Here is a 17,893-nt window from a genome sequence, read left to right on the forward strand (position 1 = left end):
AGCTGAGAATAAAATTCTCAGCTTTTTAATTTATTTCAATTATATATTAAAGTGTGTTAGATGCACCACGATAAATTGATCCGCGGCGAGTATCTACTGTAATTGTATCACCATCATTAATTGAAGATGTAGCACCTTCAGCACCAACAACAACTGGAATTCCCATAGCAATACCAATTACTGCAGCATGTGATGTTAAACCACCAGCCTCAACAACAAGAGCAGATGCCTTTTCAATAGCAGGTAGATAGTCTTTATCTGTAGTTGTAGTAACTAAAATATCACCTTTTTTAACTTTGTCAGCAGCTTCTTTAGCAGACTTAGCAATTACTGCATTACCAACAACAGTTTCATCACCAACACCTTGACCACTTACAAGTTGAGAACCGATACGGATAACACGCATCAAGTTAGTTGTTCCACTTTCACCAACTGGAACACCAGCAACAACAAGAATCAAGTCACCTTCATCAGCAAATCCAAGATCTTGAGCCTTACTTGTTGCTAGTTCAAACATATCATCAGTATTTGAAGGACGTTCAGCAATAACAGGATGTACACCCCAGTTTACTGTTAAACCGCGTTGTGTTTTTTCATCGAAAGTTATAGCTAAAATATCAGTACTTGGACGATATTTTGAAATCATTCTTGCAGTATAACCTGAGTTAGTAGCAGTAACAATTGCTTTAACTTTTAATTCCTCTGCAGTTCTTACAACTGATTCACCAATTGATTCAGTAATGTTTGAACCTTTGTATTCTTCAAATCTTTGTAGAGCAAGTGTGTTGTCACCTTGTTCCATTTGTTCTTGAGTTCTTTCATCAATACGAGCCATTGTAGCAACTGATTCTACTGGGTAATCTCCGTTAGCACTTTCACCAGAAAGCATAGTTGCATCTGTTCCATCCATAACGGCATTAGCAACATCAGTTACTTCAGCACGTGTAGGGCGTGGGTTATCTTGCATTGAATCAAGCATTTGTGTAGCTGTAATTACAGGTTTTCCAAGAGCATTACATTTCTTGATTAAATCTTTTTGCACAAAAGGAACATTTTCAAATGGTATTTCAACACCCATGTCACCACGAGCAATCATCAATCCATCAGAAACTTTTAAGATGTCATCAATGTTGTCAATTCCTTCTTGTGATTCAATCTTAGGGAAGATTTGAACGTTTGTTGCGCCTTTTTCTTCAAGAATTTCACGAATATCTAGTACATCTTTTGGTTTACGAACAAATGATGCAGCAATAAAGTTAATATTTTGTTCACAACCAAAGCGAATATCATCGGCATCTTTTTCAGTAATACCTGGTAGACGAATTTCAACACCTGGAGCATTAACACCTTTTTTAGAACCAATAACACCTGGGTTTTGTACTTCTGTAACTAATTCTTTATTAGCTTCATCTTTTTCAATGATTTTTAGTCCAACTTCACCATCATCAATAAGAACTGTTCCACCAACATGAGTGTCATCAAACAATCCAGGATATGTTACAGCAATTTTTTCTGGAGTTCCTTTAATTGAATCATCCATAGAAATACGCAAAGTATCTCCTGCTTTAACTTCAAACTTACCAGTTTCTTGTTCAGTTGTACGAATTTCAGCACCTTTTGTATCAAGCATGAAACCTACAGTTTTGCCAGTAATCTTTTCAGCTTCACGAACATTAGCCATTCTTCCAGCATGTTCTTCATGATCACCATGTGAAAAGTTGAAACGGAAAACATTTGCTCCTGATTCAATTAACTTAACAACAATATCAACCGTATTACTTGCAGGTCCTAATGTACTAACAATTTTTGTTCTTTTCATGTATTAAATCTCCCTATTATTTATTAGCGACTCATTGATTCATTTAGTTCAAATAATGACATATCTGGATTATGTTTACCATCAAATAAATCAAGCATATTGTGATATGTTAATTTATTTTCAAGCATTCCAACGGCAATTCCACCCTTACCTTCAAGAAGTAAGTCAACAGCATAAGCTCCCATTTTACTTGCTAAAACACGATCTCTTGCAGTTGGTGCACCACCACGTTGAATATGTCCTAAGACGGTACTTCTAACTGAAAAATCACCATACTCTGAAAGTTTTTCTGCAAATTCATCAGCATGCATAACACCTTCAGCGAGAACGATAATAATATGTTTCTTACCTTTCTCACGAGCAATTTTAATTTTTGAGGCAATAGATTCGATATCAAAATCATGCTCCGGAACAACAATCTGTTCAACTCCACCAGCAACACCTGCCCACAAGGCAATGTCTCCAGCCCCACGTCCCATAACTTCCACTACGAAAGTTCTAGCGTGTGAACTAGCTGTATCACGAATTTTATCAATTGCTTCAACTGCTGTTGTTACAGCTGTATCAAATCCAATTGTAAAATCAGTGTATGGAATATCATTATCAATTGTTCCTGGTAATCCAACAGCATTAAATCCGTGCTCTGTTAATCTTAAAGCACCGTGATATGAACCATCACCACCAATAACAACTAAAGCTTCAATACCGAACTTTTTAAGTTGTTCAATTCCTTTAAGTTGCCCTTCTACTTGAGCAAACTCAGGATAACGAGCAGAATATAGAAAAGTTCCACCTCGTGAAATTCTATCAGAAACAGTTTTAGCTGTCATTGGAAAAATATCTCCAGCAACCAATCCAGCATAACCGTAGTTAATGCCATAAACTTCCAAACCTTTATCAATGGCGTGACGCGTCACGGCACGAATAGCAGCATTCATACCCGGTGCATCTCCACCACTTGTTAAAATACCAATTCGCTTCATTTTTCACACTCCTGTATGAGATAACTAAATAACATTCTTAAAAAGAATACCATTTTTTATTAGTTTATTGTAGAGTTGAAAACGTTTTAAATTAAAAAAGTTTAATTTGTTTTATAAAAAATATTTTTAACACCATATCTCTTAACCAAAATAGACTTCAATTCGTTAGAAAAATTAACGGAATTTTCATTTTTAAAAAGAATTTTTTGATCAGTTTTAGGATAGAAAACTAAGACATTTTTATTACCCTTAAAACTATTTAAAACTCTCTTCAATTCCAATCTTTCTTCAGGAGTATCAATATCTTCGGGTACCTTTATATATAAAGTATCACTTAAATCATTGCTTTTTTTATTAGCTTTTGATATTTCACTTACTACAAAGTTCAAATTATTTTTTTTATCTCTTGATAACTTACCACTTACTTCAATTATGTTTTTTTCAACCAGTAACTCTGAATATTTTTTAAATGCTTCAGGAAAAATTGTCAATGAAATTTCACCAGACTCATCTTCACCATCGGCAAAAGCCATCTGATCGCCACGTTTAGTTCGAATAGTTTTTATTCTTTTAATATAAAAAACAATTTTTGAATTAATATTTTCTTTTAATTTATTGATATATTCAAAACTATTGTCTCTAAAACTTTCTGCCGGATGTCCCGAAACATAAGTCCCCAGATACTGAATTTCTTGATTCAATTTTTCAGAATCACTATAATCACTAACTTCATGTTTTTTTGGACTCAACACATCAAAGAGTGACACATTATTGCCAGATAATTGAATACTTTCAATTAAGTCTCTTGAATCAAGCAATAGAGCTTTTTTATTCTTATTAAAACTGCTAAAAGCACCACCTAAAATAAGTGGATTTATATTATCTTCTTTTACAAAATTAGAATCTATTCTTTGCAGAAAGTTTTCCATGTCAGAAAATTTTCCATTTTTTCTAATTTCAAGTATATGTTTTGCAAAATCTCTTCTGACACCTTTAATACAAGAAATTCCAAATTGAATAGTTTCATTACCATTTTTAAATAAATAACCAGATTGATTTATATCAGGAGGCAATATTTTTATTTTTCTTGACTTAGCGTCTTGAACATAACTTCTAATCTTAGTATCGTTATTCATATTTGAATTCAATAACGCTGTAAAAAATGCAGCTGGAAAATGAACTTTTATATAAGCTAACCAAAAAGCAATCTTGCTGTAAGCAACTGAATGTGATTTATTAAATCCATAATTAGCGAATTTTTCAATATAGTCATATACAATAATTGCTGTTTCTTTAGGGTGTCCATTAGCAATTGAACCCTTAATAAATTTATTTCTCAAAGAGTCCATTTCTTCTTTATGTTTTTTCGCCATAGCTCTTCTTAAGCTATCAGCCTCTGCAAGAGTAAATCCTGCTAACTCTGAAGCAACTTGCATAACTTGCTCTTGATAAACAAGTACTCCATAGGTCGATTTTAAAATTTTCTTCAGAGATTCATCAGGATAATTAACGGGTTCAGTTCCATTTTTTCTTGCAACAAAAGTATCAATATTTTGCATTGGTCCTGGTCTATACAAAGCATTTGTAGCAACAATATCATCAAAACTGTCCGGATGTATCTTTTTTAATACATTCCTTATTCCATTAGACTCAAATTGAAAAACTCCATCAGTATCCCCAAGCTGAAACAATTTTAAAGTTGCTTCATCGTTCAAATTGATTTTTTCAGGTATTAGCTTCTTTCTAACCTGTTTTGAAACATTATTAACTGCATTACCCAAGATAGTAAGATTTCTTAAACCTAGAAAATCCATTTTAAGTAGCCCTAAATTTTCAACATTATCTTTAGTTTGCTGAGTTAGTGCAACATTATCTGACCCCATTCTAATCGCAACAGTATCTGTAAGTTCTCCCTTACTTAAAACTATTCCAGCAGCATGTGTCGAAAAATGCCTTGGTAATCCTTCTATTTGAAGTGCAGTCTCATATAAAAGCTTATTTATTTCATTTTTATTAACTAACTGTCTAAAAGCATCTGATTCTTTATAAGATGTTTTTAAATCAATTTTTAAAACATTGGGAACCGCTTTTGACCATTTATCCATTTCTCTTTGAGTTTGATTAAGAACACGACCAACATCTCTCAAAGCCATCTTAGAAGCTAAAGTTCCAAAAGTTATGATTTGAGCCATGTGACTTGCACCATATCTTTTTTGCATATATAACACTAACTCATCACGTCTTGTATCAGGTATATCCAAATCAATGTCAGGCATATTAATCCGTTCAGGATTCAAAAATCTCTCAAAAAGCAAATCATATTTGATAGGGTCAACATCAGTTATCCTTAGAGCATAAGCAACTAGAGAACCTGCTGCAGAACCACGTCCAGGGCCTGTAATAATATTATTTTCATGTGCATATTTAATAACATCCCAAACAATCAAAAAATAATCAGAAAAGCCCATTTTTTCAATAATACTTAATTCATGTAACGCTCTTTTTTTATACGACTCTGGAACATTTCCGTTGAATCTTTTCTTTAATCCATATACAACTAATTGTTGTAAGTATTTTTCAGAAGAAACTTCATTGGGAGTTGTAAATTTAGGAAGTTCAGCTTGTTTAAACTCAATTTCTAAGTTACATTCATCTGCAATATTTTGAGTATTTTCACTTATGTAAGTAAGGCTCAAATCTTCATAAATATTTTCCAACTGTTCTGCATTCTTTAAATAAAAATCTCCTAATTCATTAGCATATTCAGTGGGATTTTCTATTATTTGTCCTTCATCAATTGACTGTAAAATTTTAGTTACAAAGGCTTGGTTTGTATCTATATATTCGATATTTTCTGTAAAAACTGGTTTAACATTAAATTTATTACTAATTTCTAGTAATTTTCCAATATCATTTTTTAATATTCCATTTGTTGATATCCCAATATATAAACTATTTTCATCTACAAAAGAATTTAATTTTGAAAAAAATAAATCGATTTTTTCATTATCACCAATTTGTAAAATTTCAGAACCTGAAGCTGAAGTAATAAAGAACAAACCATTCAGCCACGATGATATGTCGCTTAAGTTTATTAATTCTTCACTCATTAAAATCTTTGAAGATATTTTTAACAGATTTTTATATCCTTTATCATTTTTGGCAAGTAATACATTACGATAAACATCTTGATCATTGATTAAACCTTTTGTTTCAATTGTTAATCCAATTATTGGCTTAATCCCTTGCTTCTTTGCATATTTATAAAAATCTATACTTCCATACAAATTATTCAAATCAGTCAAAGCAATTGAGGTATATCCCCTTTTTTTTGCTGTATCAACTAATTGATTAATACGTGTGGGACTCTTTAGCAAACTGTAGCTACTAAATGTTTGTAATTGTGTTTGCATGAAGAGACCTCCTTTTTTGTGTTATATAAATTATAACAAAGTGAAAAAAAACTAACAGGATTCTTGATTTAATTTTTTTAAATGTGATAAACTACTCTAGAAAGCGAAAGAAGGATAAATACGATGAAATATATAATGGTATTATTTTGGTCAGCCGTTTTAGGTCAGGTAGCTGGGTTTATTGGTTCAGCTCTTACAAATGCAGAATTCGATTCAATGAAGAGCTTAATTATAAGTCTAATCTTTGGATTAATTATTGCAATTATTCCACCAATATTAGATAGTTCATCACCAAAACCAAGTCAAAAAAAATAAAGAATCAAAAAAAGACCGGTAATTCACTACCGGTCTTTTTAAATATATCTAATTTTCTTTAAAATATTTTTTGCTTTCATATATTGAGAATCATCAGGATAAAGATTTTTACGATAATATTCTAAAACCTCATCTGGTAAATGCACTTCTTTTAATTCATTAATATCCATATCGATAATCCATTGGTTAATTCCTAATTCTGGAACTGGATCAATGTCGTAATTAGACTCTTCATATAATGAAATCTCATTTACTGCTGAAACAACTTCAAATATTGATTTTTTAAACTGAATTCCGGAACGAATTAAACCACCTATTTTTTCAAGATTATTCAATTTTTCTTGATAATCTTCTTCGGTTATATTAAGTACTAATTCCTGTAACTGACTTAAATCATCAATTACCCAGCCAATATTATTTTCAATAACATAATTAGCAAGTCCCATTCTTGACCACACTATTACTGGAATTTCAGCGGCTAAATACATTGAAAATTTATGTGGGGTATTTAGGATTTCATATAGTCCTTTTCCTCCCACGACATTAGGATATTTCAAAGAGTCCCAAACTAATCCGTAAGAACCTTTCAGTGACATTATTATTGCATCAGGATCAAATTTACCTTTTATGTCACCATTTTTGTGTTTATCTAAAAATACTTTTATTCCACCTTCACCACTTGAACCACCGTAAATATTAAAGTTCAATTTGGGAGAATTATTCATTAATTCATCTAAACTTCTATTTTTTTCAAAACTACCTGCAAATATAACTGTATTTGATTTTTTTCTTCTATCAGGAATCATGGGTGTTTTATACCCATGTGGACCTGAAACAACAATTGGACCCTTAAATCCAATATCGTGTCTTAATTTAACAGCCATATTTTCTGTCGGTACAATTAATGCATCATATTTATTTAATGCTATGAATGTTAAATAATAGTTAAATGGAACATTAATTTCTTGGTTTTTCCAATCTTGTTTATTATTTTTTTCATTTTTAATGAAAAAAACTTTTTAAATGCATATAAATAAAGGAATTTGAAAATTTTACAAAATTGTTACATTTATTTAGATCTTATTTTTCAAATAAAAAAGGAATCTCTAATGAGATTCCCATACATTAATTAAGCATTTGCTTTATCTGAAACTACTTGGTTTCCTTTGTAAAAACCTTTTGGTGAAACGTGATGACTTACACGATATTCTCCAGTAGTTGCGTCGAATTGAACGTTTGGTGTGTTCAACTTGATATGTCCACGACGTTGACGTTTCTTTTGTTTTGATGTTTTTCTTGCTGGTACAGCCATATTTAAATACTCCTTTTAAATTCACATATTGTTTAACTAACTCTTACAATAATACTATCACATCTCTAAAGTAGCAAGGGGAAATTACTTATTTTCAATAGTATTTTCAACTTTTTTTATTTTTTTGTCATCTGCTGGTATTTTTTTGTCTTCTTTTTTTATATTCTTATTTCCAAATGAAAATAGATATGAAGTAATTGCTCCTAATATAAAAGTAACAATTATTAAAATAATTAATGGCAAATTAACTTTAGTAAATAAAAAATTAATTGTAACTGCTTCAGTATTCATCACTGAAAATATTACTACGATTAAGATTAATAAGATTGATAAAAAGAACTTTGCTTGTTTTTTTGTCATTATTTATACCTCCTTATTTCAGATCTCCAAAGTGGCTCGTTATATAATCTCCAATATGTGGTGCTACTTTAGTCAACACACTTGCAACTGCCATTATTTTTGGTTTGTTTATTTCTCTTTTTCTTTTGCCGAATGAATTAACTATTTCTATTGCTAAACTGTCGGGCTCTAAAAAAATAATTTTTGAAATAGGAGTTTCTTTTAACCTATTAATATATTTTCCTGATGGATCAGCAGCAGTAAAGAAATTGGTATTAACTGGTCCTGGATTAATTGTTGTTACATATACGTTCAATGGTTGTAATTCTAATCTTAAACCGTCAGAGAATGCAATTACTGCTGCCTTAGTTGCAGCGTAAGCAGCTGCCTTTGCTGTTGGTAATTTTCCTGCCATTGATCCGATATTTAAAATATGCCCATATCCTTGCTCAATCATCTTACCAGCGAATATTCTTGATACATACATGAGACCAAGCACATTTACAATAAACATTTCTTGAATTGTATCGAAGTCTGCATTAACAAAATTACTACTAAAATCTCCAAAACCTGCTGCATTTAGTACGTAATCGACTGTTTGATATTTTTGATATATTTTTTCTATCACTTCATCAACTTCGTCTGTATTTCCTACATCTAGTTTTAATATTTCTGCAGAGTTCAAGTTAATTTCTTCACACTTTTTTTTGACTTCTTCAAGTTTTTCAACATTTCTTGCCATTAAGACGACTTGTGCTCCACGTCTCACAGATTCAATGGCTACTTGCTTACCAATCCCAGAAGATGCTCCTGTTATTGCAACCACTTTATTAGTTAGGTCATTCATATTACTACTCCTTTTTCAATGGAATATCGTATATATAGAAATCTCTAACAACCTTAGTGTTATTAAATATTTCTTTTGCTTCATTTTGCAAAATCAAAGCATTTTTCCCAGCGTATCTGGCAGATATATGTGTTAATAGTAGTTTATCAGCTTGAGCTTTCTTTGCCACTTCTGCTGCCTGTGTACACGTTGAATGATAATAATTTCTAGCTAACTGAGCTTCTGCTTTAGAAAAAGTACTTTCATGTACAACAACATCGGCATTTTGTGCTAATTCAATGCTCTTAGGAATATATCTTGTATCATTAATTATTGTTACTATTCTTCCTTTTTGCTTAGCTCCAATGAAGTCTCTACCATTGATTACCCTACCATCTTCAAGAGTCACTGTTTCTCCTCTTTTGATTTGTCCATATATTGGGCCGCTTGGTATTTTTAACTCTTTGAGTTTACCGACAAGCAATTCACCTGGATGATCTTTTTCAACAATTCTATATCCAAAGCATGCAATTCTATGTTCCATTAATTTTGTTTCAACTTTAAATGTTGAATCGTCCAAGATCACATCCCCATCATGTACTTCAACATATGTAATCTTGTAGCCTAAATGTGTTTCAGATACCTTAAGAGCTGTTTTTACAAATTGTTCAACTCCTTTTGGTCCATAAATAGTTACAGGTTCATTACCTCCCTGGTTAGATCTTGAAGATAATAATCCTGGCAAACCAAATATATGATCTCCATGTAGATGAGATATAAATATCCTATTGATTTTTCTTGGACGAATATTAGTCTTTAATATTTGATGTTGTGTTGCTTCTCCTACATCAAATAACCAGACTTCATTTCGTTCGTCTAGAAGTTTCAAAGCAACACTACTTACATTTCTTCCTTTTGAAGGAACTCCAGCACCAGTTCCTAAAAACTCTAATTCCATATTTTTCTTCCGTTCTATACAAATTCAAATGAGAAGTCATCAATTATTACTGTATCTCCAGTTTGAACTCCAGCTTCTCTAAGTGCGTCTTCAATTCCCATAGACTTAAGTTGACGTGCAAAACGCATAATTCCATCTTGATGATCAAGATTACTCATCTTAAATAATCTTTCAACCTTAGGTCCTGAAATAACAAATCCTTCTTCTGTTTTTTCAACTTCAAAGCCAATTTCTTCAGGCTCATAATTATATTCTTTAACTTCTTGGGTAACTTCTTCAACAGGGGGAACATATTCATCTAACACTTTACCTGCGTGTTTTAACAAAACATCTACACCTTTTTGTTGAACACTTGATATTGGATATAAGTCTTCATCTTTTAGATTAAGTTCTTTTTTGAATTCTTCCAACTGTTCCTTTGAACCTGGCATATCCATTTTTGTTGGTACTATTATTTCTGGCTTGTCCAAAATTTTTTCATCATAACTAGCTAATTCTTGTCTTATTTTGTGATAATCATCTACTGGATCTCGACCACTATTTGGATCCATCTCAACTAAGTGAAGAATTACTTTTGTTCTTTCAACATGTCGCAAGAATTGAATACCTAATCCAACACCGTTTGAGGCACCCTCAATAAGTCCAGGTAAATCTGCCATTACAAAATCTTGACCATTATCTAATTGCACCATACCTAAATTAGGAGCCAAAGTTGTAAAATGATAAGCTGCAATCTTTGGTCTAGCAGATGTTGCAACTGACAATAGTGTTGATTTTCCAACCGAAGGAAAACCTACTAATCCAATGTCAGCGATAACTTTTAATTCTAATTTAAGATTTTTTTCTTCACCAGGTTCTCCGTTTTCAGCAACTTCAGGGGCTCTGTTACGAGAATTAGCAAAGTGAATATTACCGCGTCCACCTTTTCCTCCTTTAGCAACTACTAATCGTTGATTTTTTTCAGTTAAATCTCCAATTAGTTTACCTGTATCTTCATCATAAACAGATGTACCGGCAGGTACTTGAATAATTAAATCCTGTGCACCTCTTCCATACATCTGCTTATTCATACCATTTTGTCCGGGCTGAGCTTTAAAATTATGCTTGAATCGAAAATCCATTAAAGTTCTTAATCCTTCATCGACTTCAAGAATTACGCTTCCACCTTTTCCGCCATCACCACCAGCAGGTCCACCTAACGGAACATATTTTTCATGACGAAATGCAACAGATCCATCGCCACCAGAGCCTGCTTTTACTGAAATTTTTACATTATCTACAAACATTTATGTCTCCTCATTTACACAAAATCTCACTTATAGCATTCTACCATAAAGAACCATCATTTATTAACTTAAGTTGTTTTGAACGTTTTTGAAAGATTTATGATTGATTTTGAACGTTTATCGTTGTATTATTGATTTCGAGGTGATGAAAGTGATTACAGAACAGCGACATCAATATATTCTAAATGAATTAAAAAAAGATGGAATTGTCCAACTTCAAGCTTTGATATCAGGAACTGGAGCTTCTGAGTCAACATTACGACGTGACTTACAAGAACTAGAAGACGAGAAGTTTCTTCAGCGTATTCACGGTGGTGCAAAAAGAATTACCTCCATTAATGAAGAAACAACTATTCCTGAAAGAACTGGTATTAATAAAGAAAAGAAATTAGCAATTGCTAAACTTGCATCTGAATTTGTTAAAGATGGTGATGTTATTTTTTTAGATTCTGGTACTACTACTAAGGAATTAATCGAGTACATTTCTAAATTTAATAATATTACTGTTGTTACAAATAGTATTGATAATGCATCTTTATTAGCAGATTTTAAAATTAAAACTTGCTTACCTGGCGGTATCTTAAAAAATTCCACTAAGGCACTAGTTGGTTCATTGTTGATGCAAACTCTAAGCAACTATAGTTTTGATGTTTCCTTTATGGGGACAAATGGATTTGACATCAACAAAGGGTTAACTACCCCAGATCCTGAAGAAGCTGCTGTAAAAAAATTAGCTATTAAAAATTCTAAAAAAAGTTTTTTATTAGCTGATGATACTAAATATAAACAAGTTGCATTTTGTAAATTTGCTTCACTGACTGATGTCACTTTAATCACAACAAATCTGAGTGAGGATTTATCTCAAAATAAAAATTTAGAAGTACTGGAGGCAAACTGATGATTTATACCGTTACTGCTAATCCCTCAATTGACTATATTGTACAAATTAATCAATTGACAGTTGGTGACATAAACCGAAGTAATTATGATTCAAAACTTCCCGGTGGCAAAGGAATTAATGTTACCAGAATTTTAAAAGAACTTGGTGCTGATTCTACCGCTCTTGGTTTTGTTGGAAGTGCAACAGGTTCAATGTTTGAACAACTTTTAGAGATTCATCATTTAAATACTGATTTTACTCATGTTGATGATGATACAAGAATCAACGTTAAAGTTAAAACAGATTCAGAAGAAACAGAAATAAATGGTACTGGACCTAATATTTCATTTTCTGAACAAGAAGAACTATTAAATAAGATTCGTCAATTAACTAATAATGATACTGTAATTGTTTCTGGAAGTTTAGCTAAAAACTTAACTCAAGAATTCTATTTAAAAATCGCAGAAATAGCTAACAATAACAAAGCAGAATTTGTTATTGATACAACTGGTCAGGCATTATTAGACACATTGAAATATAAGCCTTTTCTCATCAAACCTAATAATCATGAACTTGCTGATTTGTTTAATGTTGAACTAACTAGCGACGAAGACATTATTAAGTACGCCACAAAATTAGTTAATCTTGGTGCAAAAAATGTATTAGTTTCTATGGCGGGTGATGGTGCAATTTTAGTTTCATCAAAGGGTAATTTTAAATGTAATGCACCCAAAGGAACAGTAATCAATTCTGTTGGTGCTGGTGATTCTATGATTGCTGGTTTTGTTGGAACCTACATGCAAACTAAAGATTTTGTTGAAAGTTTCAAAACTGGAGCTGCTTGTGGAAGCGCTACTGCATTTAGCGAAGATATTGCAACTAAAGAAAAAATCGACGAAATTTATAAACAAATTTCAGTTAGTAAAATTTAAGGAGAATAAATTATGGAATTAAAAGAACTACTATTAAAAGATGCCATGATTTTAGATTTAAAAGCTACAACTAAAGAAGCAGCTATTGATGAAATGATTGATAAGTATGCTGATGTCGGAGTCATTGATGATAAAGAGCTTTATAGAGCTGATATTATGAAACGTGAATCCGAAACAAGTACAGGTATTGGTGATGGAATTGCTATGCCACACGCCCATGACAAAGCCGTTAAACGTGCCACAGTTTTATTTGCTAAAAGTAATACTGGTGTTGACTTTGATTCATTAGACGGACAGCCTGTTAGTTTATTCTTCATGATTGCCGCTCCTGAAGGTGCTGATAATATTCATTTACAAGCATTAGCACAATTATCTACATTATTAATTGATCCAGAATTAATAAGTAAGCTAAAAAACGCCTCTACTGCCGAAGAAGTTCAGCAATTATTTATGGATGCGCAAGCACAAAAAGAAGCCAAAGAAGAAGCAGATAAGAAAAAAGTTCCAACTAAAAAAGATGAAGATATTCCATTTTTTGTCGGAGTTTCCGCTTGTCCAAATGGAATTGCCCACACTTATATGGCAGAAGAAGCTCTTAAAAAAGCTGCCGAAAAAATTGGTGTAAATATTAAAATTGAGACAAATGGTTCTGAAGGTGTAAAAAACAAACTAACTTCAGATGATATTGCTAGAGCAGACGGTGTCATTATTACAGCTGATAAAAAAGTTGAAATGTCTCGTTTTGATGGTAAAAAGCTTCAAAATAGACCGGTTATTGACGGAATTAATAAGCCTGAGGAATTGATTAACAATGCCATTGAAGGCAAAGGGTCAATTTATCACGCTGATAAAAACGAGTCAGAAGAAAATGACAGTTCTGATGAAAAATCATTAGGTTCAAAAATTTATGCAGACTTAATGAATGGTATTTCAAATATGCTACCTTTTGTTGTTGGTGGTGGAATACTAATGGCCATTTCTTTCTTACTTGAAAGTTCTTTTGGTGCTAAATCAGGTTCATTTATATTCTTTAATAATTTAGGTAACTATGCATTTCAATTCTTAATACCTGTACTTGCAGCGTATATTGCTCAAGCTATTGGTGATCGCCCTGCTCTTATGCCTGGGTTTGTTGGTGGTTACATGGCATCACAAGCGACAGCTAGCTTTTTACCTTCCAAGAGTCCTGCAGGATTTATCGGTGGACTATTTGCAGGATTTATTGCCGGTTTAGTCGTTAACTGGTTGAAAAAAGTATTTAAGAACCTTCCTAAGAATCTTGAAGGTCTAAAACCTATGTTAATCTATCCTATTCTTGGATTATTAATTGTAGGTGCAATTATGTACTTTGCTATTGACCCAGTATTTGCAGTTGTTAACCAAGCTATTACAACTTTCCTTAACCATATGGGAACTGGAAATGCGATTATATTAGGTGCGTTACTTGCAGGAATGATGGCTTTAGATATGGGTGGTCCATTTAATAAGGCTGCTTATACATTTGCTATTGGAGCATTCACAGCAACAAATAATGGTACATTAATGGCTGCTGTAATGGTTGGTGGAATGATTCCTCCATTGGCAATTGCTATTGCTACTACATTTTGGAAAAATAAATTCACTGAACAAGAAAGACAAGCTGGATTTAGTAATTACATTTTAGGTGCAGCATTTATAACAGAAGGTGCAATTCCATTTGCCGCTGGAGACCCACTACACGTTATTGTATCTAGTGTAATTGGTTCAGCAATTGGTGGTGGTTTAACACAACTTTGGAAAGTAAATATTCCCGCACCGCACGGTGGGATATTCGTTAGTCCTTTGGCAAATAATCCATTGAATTACTTATTATCAGTTGTCATTGGTGCTGTAATTGCAGGTATCATTTATGGAATTTGGAAACCTGCTAAAAAATAAATTTAAAGCGGTCCGTAGCAGCAGAAGTCGTTTAATAATTGAGCATTAAAAAATAATAACCTGTAATCATTTGTTCATGATTACAGGTTATTATTTTTTATCGGAATTTGCTTACTTATGGAACGTGTTGAATTGAAACATTTGTACTAATTATAGTATTTAATAAATAAATCGCATCCCTTTTTTATTTACTTGCTTCATAATATTTCAATAAATATTGATTAATTGATATAACTATAACTGCTTCTATTACAGTCATTAACATATTAATATAATTGTTTGAATCAGTTATGAAAGATTCAATTTTATTAGTTATGAGTAAAACGAGAAAAATCATTATTATATAAATAATTACTTTGATTAAAGTTGATATTTTAATGGGTAATATGCTACTTACAATTTTACCTAGAAAAACCCCACTATTTACTAACAAAATAATTGTAAATATTGATAAACATACAAGAATAATTGAAAATATTATATTTTTTACATCAGGTACATTACTTGAATTTTTTAATGATTGAATAATTTGAATGTATAAATGCTCGTGATTTTTAAAAAATATTATCATAGCACCCGCAGCAAGGCCAATTTGTACCATAAATATGTACATCCAGTTAATAAAAGATGCAAAAATACTACTAAGATATAGTTTTGTATCTGATATCGCAATTAATCTATATCTAGAAAAACCAAATTGCCTTATCATATTAGTTCCAATGATTATTGGATACAATGAAAAGAATAATGGTAACCAAACAATCAAAGATATTGATATTCCCCTTTCAGAAGAATCCAATCTCCATGTTCCTGAAGTTATAAGTCCAATTAATGAACTAATAGTTATAATTAATAACTCTAAAATTAATATTTTATTTATAAGTATAAACCTTTCACTTAACATTCTTTTAAATGTATTAACCACTTTATTTTCCATCCTCATAATATATTTTTTCAAAATACTTCTCTAACGAAATAGATTGACTTCTTATTTCTTCAGTAAACTCATGTTTTATTACTCTTTTATCTTTAATTATTACTAGTTCATCTAATATATCAGCAATTTCTGTCAAATGATGACTACTAATCATAAGTGTTGCTGAAGAATCTATCCACTTCAGTAAACCTTTTATAATTAAGTTTCTGCTCATCAAATCAATGCCACTAAAAGGTTCATCAAGTAAATATAATGGTACTTCTCTGCTCAAGCATAAAGCTATTATTAGTTTTTCTTTATTTCCTTTTGATAAATCATTTAATTTCATTTTGGGATTTATTTTTAAAAAATTCGATATCTCTAAATATTTGGAAAAAGAAAAATCTGGATAAACTTTCAAATAGAATCGAACAATTTTTTCAATTTTCATCGACTTATCAAAAGAATTTAATTCATCAGAAAAACTAACTGCTAATTTTTGTTTAGCTTTATTCTTTTCACCATTGATACTTATATTTCCTTTATAGTTTGTATTCAAATTTGAAATTATTTTTAATAAAGTAGTTTTCCCTGCACCATTCTCACCAACCAAACCAACAAAATGTCCATTATTAAGTTTGAGATTGATATTTTCAAGAATTGTTTTATCATTCTTTTTATATTCTAAATTTTCTATTTTTAATAATTCACTCATAATTACTCTCCCTCCATAACAAATTGACTCAAGTATGTTGTAATTTCTTCTCTTGAAAGTCCTAAATCAAACAATTTTTTATACATCTCATCAATAGTATTTTTTATTATTTCCTGTTTCAACTCTAAAATAACTTCAGTATTATCTGTAACAAAATTCCCTTTTCCTCGTTGTGTAACTATTATTTTTTCCTGTACTAACTCATTTAATGCTTTTTGAACAGTATTAATATTTACACCAAGATCAACTGAAAATTCTCTAACAGATGGAATTTTGCTTCCAATTTTATAATTATTAGATACTATTTTATTCTTTATTAAATCCTTAATTTGTAAATATATTGGTATACTCGCGCGAAACTCCATATCGTCCTCCTATGTATTACTATACTAATACACTAATATACGAATTGCAATAAAAAACCGATACTAAATTGTATCGGTTTTTTTTACCAGCCTTTATGATTCCATATACGACCGTCTAACTCTGCTTGTTTTTGTTCTATTCTAGTTATTAATTCATCTGTCAAACTTTCTAAATTTTTATAAAAAGCTCTGTCTTCATATTTTTGTGATTTCAAACTTAATTCTTGGGCCTGTTGTTTAATCCAATTAATCTCATCCATTACCCTTCTCCATCATCTTCACGCATTGATTTAACTTGCCAAGTCAAATCATTTAATTCCTCTTGTTTTGCTTTCAAAGTTTCTGCCAACAAGTCTTGCTTTTTATTTGTTAATTCATCAATAAACCATTTTATTTCTGAGTCAAAGTCAAACTTTTCTTGCATTAAATATCGTTGATAATCAGTAACTAGTGCTTGTTTTTGTCTATCCGTAAGATACTCAAATTGATAAATTATAAAAGGTGCAAGATACTTCATATCTAATTTATTGGCCATCATTTCAAATGGTTTTAACATTTCAGATATTGAATACTTCTCTTTACTCCCAGCAGAAAAATCCTTTTTAGCAATTCCAGTTGAAATCACTAGCGCAAATTCTTTGTCTTGAAGTGGTTTGTTACCAGAAAAAGCAAAATCACCATCTAGCACTTCATCAATCCATCTTTTCAAATTTGCTGGAGCTGAATACCAATATAATGGAAACTGAAAAACTATTCTATCATTTTCCAATAATAATTGTCGATCTTGTTCTTTATCAAAGATTTCGTCAATAAAGTGATAAGTAACATTATGATTGTTTGGAAAGCTAGCCTTTAAAAAACTCTGTGTTGATGATTCTTTTATTTCTGGATGGCTTACAATAACTAAAGTTTTCATT

Annotated in this window: 18 protein-coding genes; 4 read left to right on the forward strand and 14 right to left on the reverse strand. The window is 31.4% G+C overall.

What is annotated here, in order from left to right:
- Positions 1-46 precede the first annotated feature (46 nt).
- The 3 genes from pyk to dnaE all read right to left on the reverse strand — a co-directional run bounded on the left by pyk (position 47) and on the right by dnaE (position 6,215).
- Positions 47-1,819, reverse strand: a complete 1,773-nt coding sequence (gene pyk, locus ACUV9F_RS03900; RefSeq protein ID WP_446183056.1) for a pyruvate kinase — start codon at positions 1,817-1,819, stop codon at positions 47-49.
- 23 nt (positions 1,820-1,842) lie between these two features.
- Positions 1,843-2,802 (reverse strand): 6-phosphofructokinase, encoded by a 960-nt coding sequence (pfkA, locus tag ACUV9F_RS03905; RefSeq protein ID WP_446183057.1) that lies wholly within the window; start codon positions 2,800-2,802, stop codon positions 1,843-1,845.
- 101 nt (positions 2,803-2,903) lie between these two features.
- The gene (gene dnaE, locus ACUV9F_RS03910) at positions 2,904-6,215 is read right to left on the reverse strand and encodes a DNA polymerase III subunit alpha (protein ID WP_446183058.1); all 3,312 of its coding nucleotides are present in this window, start codon (positions 6,213-6,215) and stop codon (positions 2,904-2,906) included.
- Positions 6,216-6,338: 123 nt separating this feature from the next.
- On the opposite strand from dnaE, the gene ACUV9F_RS03915 reads away from it, so the two are divergent.
- Positions 6,339-6,530 carry a YjzD family protein gene (locus tag ACUV9F_RS03915; RefSeq protein ID WP_446183059.1) on the forward strand — a complete coding sequence of 64 codons (192 nt, stop codon included), beginning with the start codon at positions 6,339-6,341 and terminating at the stop codon, positions 6,528-6,530.
- Between the two features lie 38 nt (positions 6,531-6,568).
- Here the strand turns inward: ACUV9F_RS03915 and ACUV9F_RS03920 are convergent, their stop codons facing one another.
- The 6 genes from ACUV9F_RS03920 to obgE form a co-directional block, all read right to left on the reverse strand.
- Positions 6,569-7,414 (reverse strand): glycosyltransferase, encoded by an 846-nt coding sequence (locus ACUV9F_RS03920; protein WP_446183060.1) that lies wholly within the window; start codon positions 7,412-7,414, stop codon positions 6,569-6,571.
- Positions 7,415-7,659: 245 nt separating this feature from the next.
- Positions 7,660-7,842: a 50S ribosomal protein L32 gene (gene rpmF, locus ACUV9F_RS03925; RefSeq protein ID WP_446183061.1), complete on the reverse strand. Its 183-nt coding sequence runs from the start codon at positions 7,840-7,842 to the stop codon at positions 7,660-7,662.
- A gap of 84 nt (positions 7,843-7,926) precedes the next feature.
- On the reverse strand, positions 7,927-8,202 hold the full coding sequence (locus ACUV9F_RS03930; RefSeq protein WP_446183062.1) for a LapA family protein: 276 nt from the start codon (positions 8,200-8,202) through the stop codon (positions 7,927-7,929).
- A gap of 13 nt (positions 8,203-8,215) precedes the next feature.
- Positions 8,216-9,028 (reverse strand): SDR family NAD(P)-dependent oxidoreductase, encoded by an 813-nt coding sequence (locus ACUV9F_RS03935; protein WP_446183063.1) that lies wholly within the window; start codon positions 9,026-9,028, stop codon positions 8,216-8,218.
- Positions 9,029-9,032: 4 nt separating this feature from the next.
- Complete coding sequence (gene rnz / locus ACUV9F_RS03940; RefSeq protein WP_446183064.1) at positions 9,033-9,965, reverse strand: ribonuclease Z; 933 nt, start codon at positions 9,963-9,965, stop codon at positions 9,033-9,035.
- A 14-nt stretch (positions 9,966-9,979) separates the two neighbouring features.
- On the reverse strand, positions 9,980-11,251 hold the full coding sequence (obgE, locus tag ACUV9F_RS03945; protein WP_446183065.1) for a GTPase ObgE: 1,272 nt from the start codon (positions 11,249-11,251) through the stop codon (positions 9,980-9,982).
- Positions 11,252-11,396: 145 nt separating this feature from the next.
- On the opposite strand from obgE, the gene ACUV9F_RS03950 reads away from it, so the two are divergent.
- From ACUV9F_RS03950 to ACUV9F_RS03960, 3 genes are read left to right on the forward strand one after another with little or no spacing between them, the layout of a single operon-like run.
- The gene (locus tag ACUV9F_RS03950) at positions 11,397-12,149 is read left to right on the forward strand and encodes a DeoR/GlpR family DNA-binding transcription regulator (protein WP_446183066.1); all 753 of its coding nucleotides are present in this window, start codon (positions 11,397-11,399) and stop codon (positions 12,147-12,149) included.
- Positions 12,149-13,063, forward strand: coding sequence for a 1-phosphofructokinase (pfkB, locus tag ACUV9F_RS03955; protein WP_446183067.1), 915 nt, complete (start codon positions 12,149-12,151; stop codon positions 13,061-13,063). The genes ACUV9F_RS03950 and pfkB overlap by 1 nt, the downstream gene beginning before the upstream one ends.
- Before the next feature lie 12 nt (positions 13,064-13,075).
- Positions 13,076-14,980, forward strand: coding sequence for a PTS fructose transporter subunit IIABC (locus ACUV9F_RS03960; RefSeq protein WP_446183068.1), 1,905 nt, complete (start codon positions 13,076-13,078; stop codon positions 14,978-14,980).
- Positions 14,981-15,164: 184 nt separating this feature from the next.
- Here ACUV9F_RS03960 and ACUV9F_RS03965 read toward each other — a convergent pair whose 3' ends face one another.
- From ACUV9F_RS03965 to ACUV9F_RS03985, 5 genes are all read right to left on the reverse strand, one after another.
- Positions 15,165-15,938, reverse strand: coding sequence for a hypothetical protein (locus tag ACUV9F_RS03965; RefSeq protein ID WP_446183069.1), 774 nt, complete (start codon positions 15,936-15,938; stop codon positions 15,165-15,167).
- Positions 15,907-16,611, reverse strand: a complete 705-nt coding sequence (locus ACUV9F_RS03970) for an ATP-binding cassette domain-containing protein (protein WP_446183070.1) — start codon at positions 16,609-16,611, stop codon at positions 15,907-15,909. Before ACUV9F_RS03970 ends, ACUV9F_RS03965 begins: the two co-directional genes overlap by 32 nt.
- 2 nt (positions 16,612-16,613) lie before the next feature.
- On the reverse strand, positions 16,614-16,976 hold the full coding sequence (locus tag ACUV9F_RS03975; protein ID WP_446183071.1) for a GntR family transcriptional regulator: 363 nt from the start codon (positions 16,974-16,976) through the stop codon (positions 16,614-16,616).
- A gap of 83 nt (positions 16,977-17,059) precedes the next feature.
- Positions 17,060-17,236 (reverse strand): hypothetical protein, encoded by a 177-nt coding sequence (locus tag ACUV9F_RS03980; RefSeq protein WP_446183072.1) that lies wholly within the window; start codon positions 17,234-17,236, stop codon positions 17,060-17,062.
- A complete protein-coding gene (locus tag ACUV9F_RS03985; RefSeq protein ID WP_446183073.1) occupies positions 17,236-17,892 on the reverse strand; it encodes an NAD(P)H-dependent oxidoreductase in 657 nt (218 codons plus the stop codon). Before ACUV9F_RS03985 ends, ACUV9F_RS03980 begins: the two co-directional genes overlap by 1 nt.
- Position 17,893: the final 1 nt, after the last annotated feature.

The sequence above is a fragment of the Daquilactobacillus linshuiensis genome, from assembly GCF_052828685.1.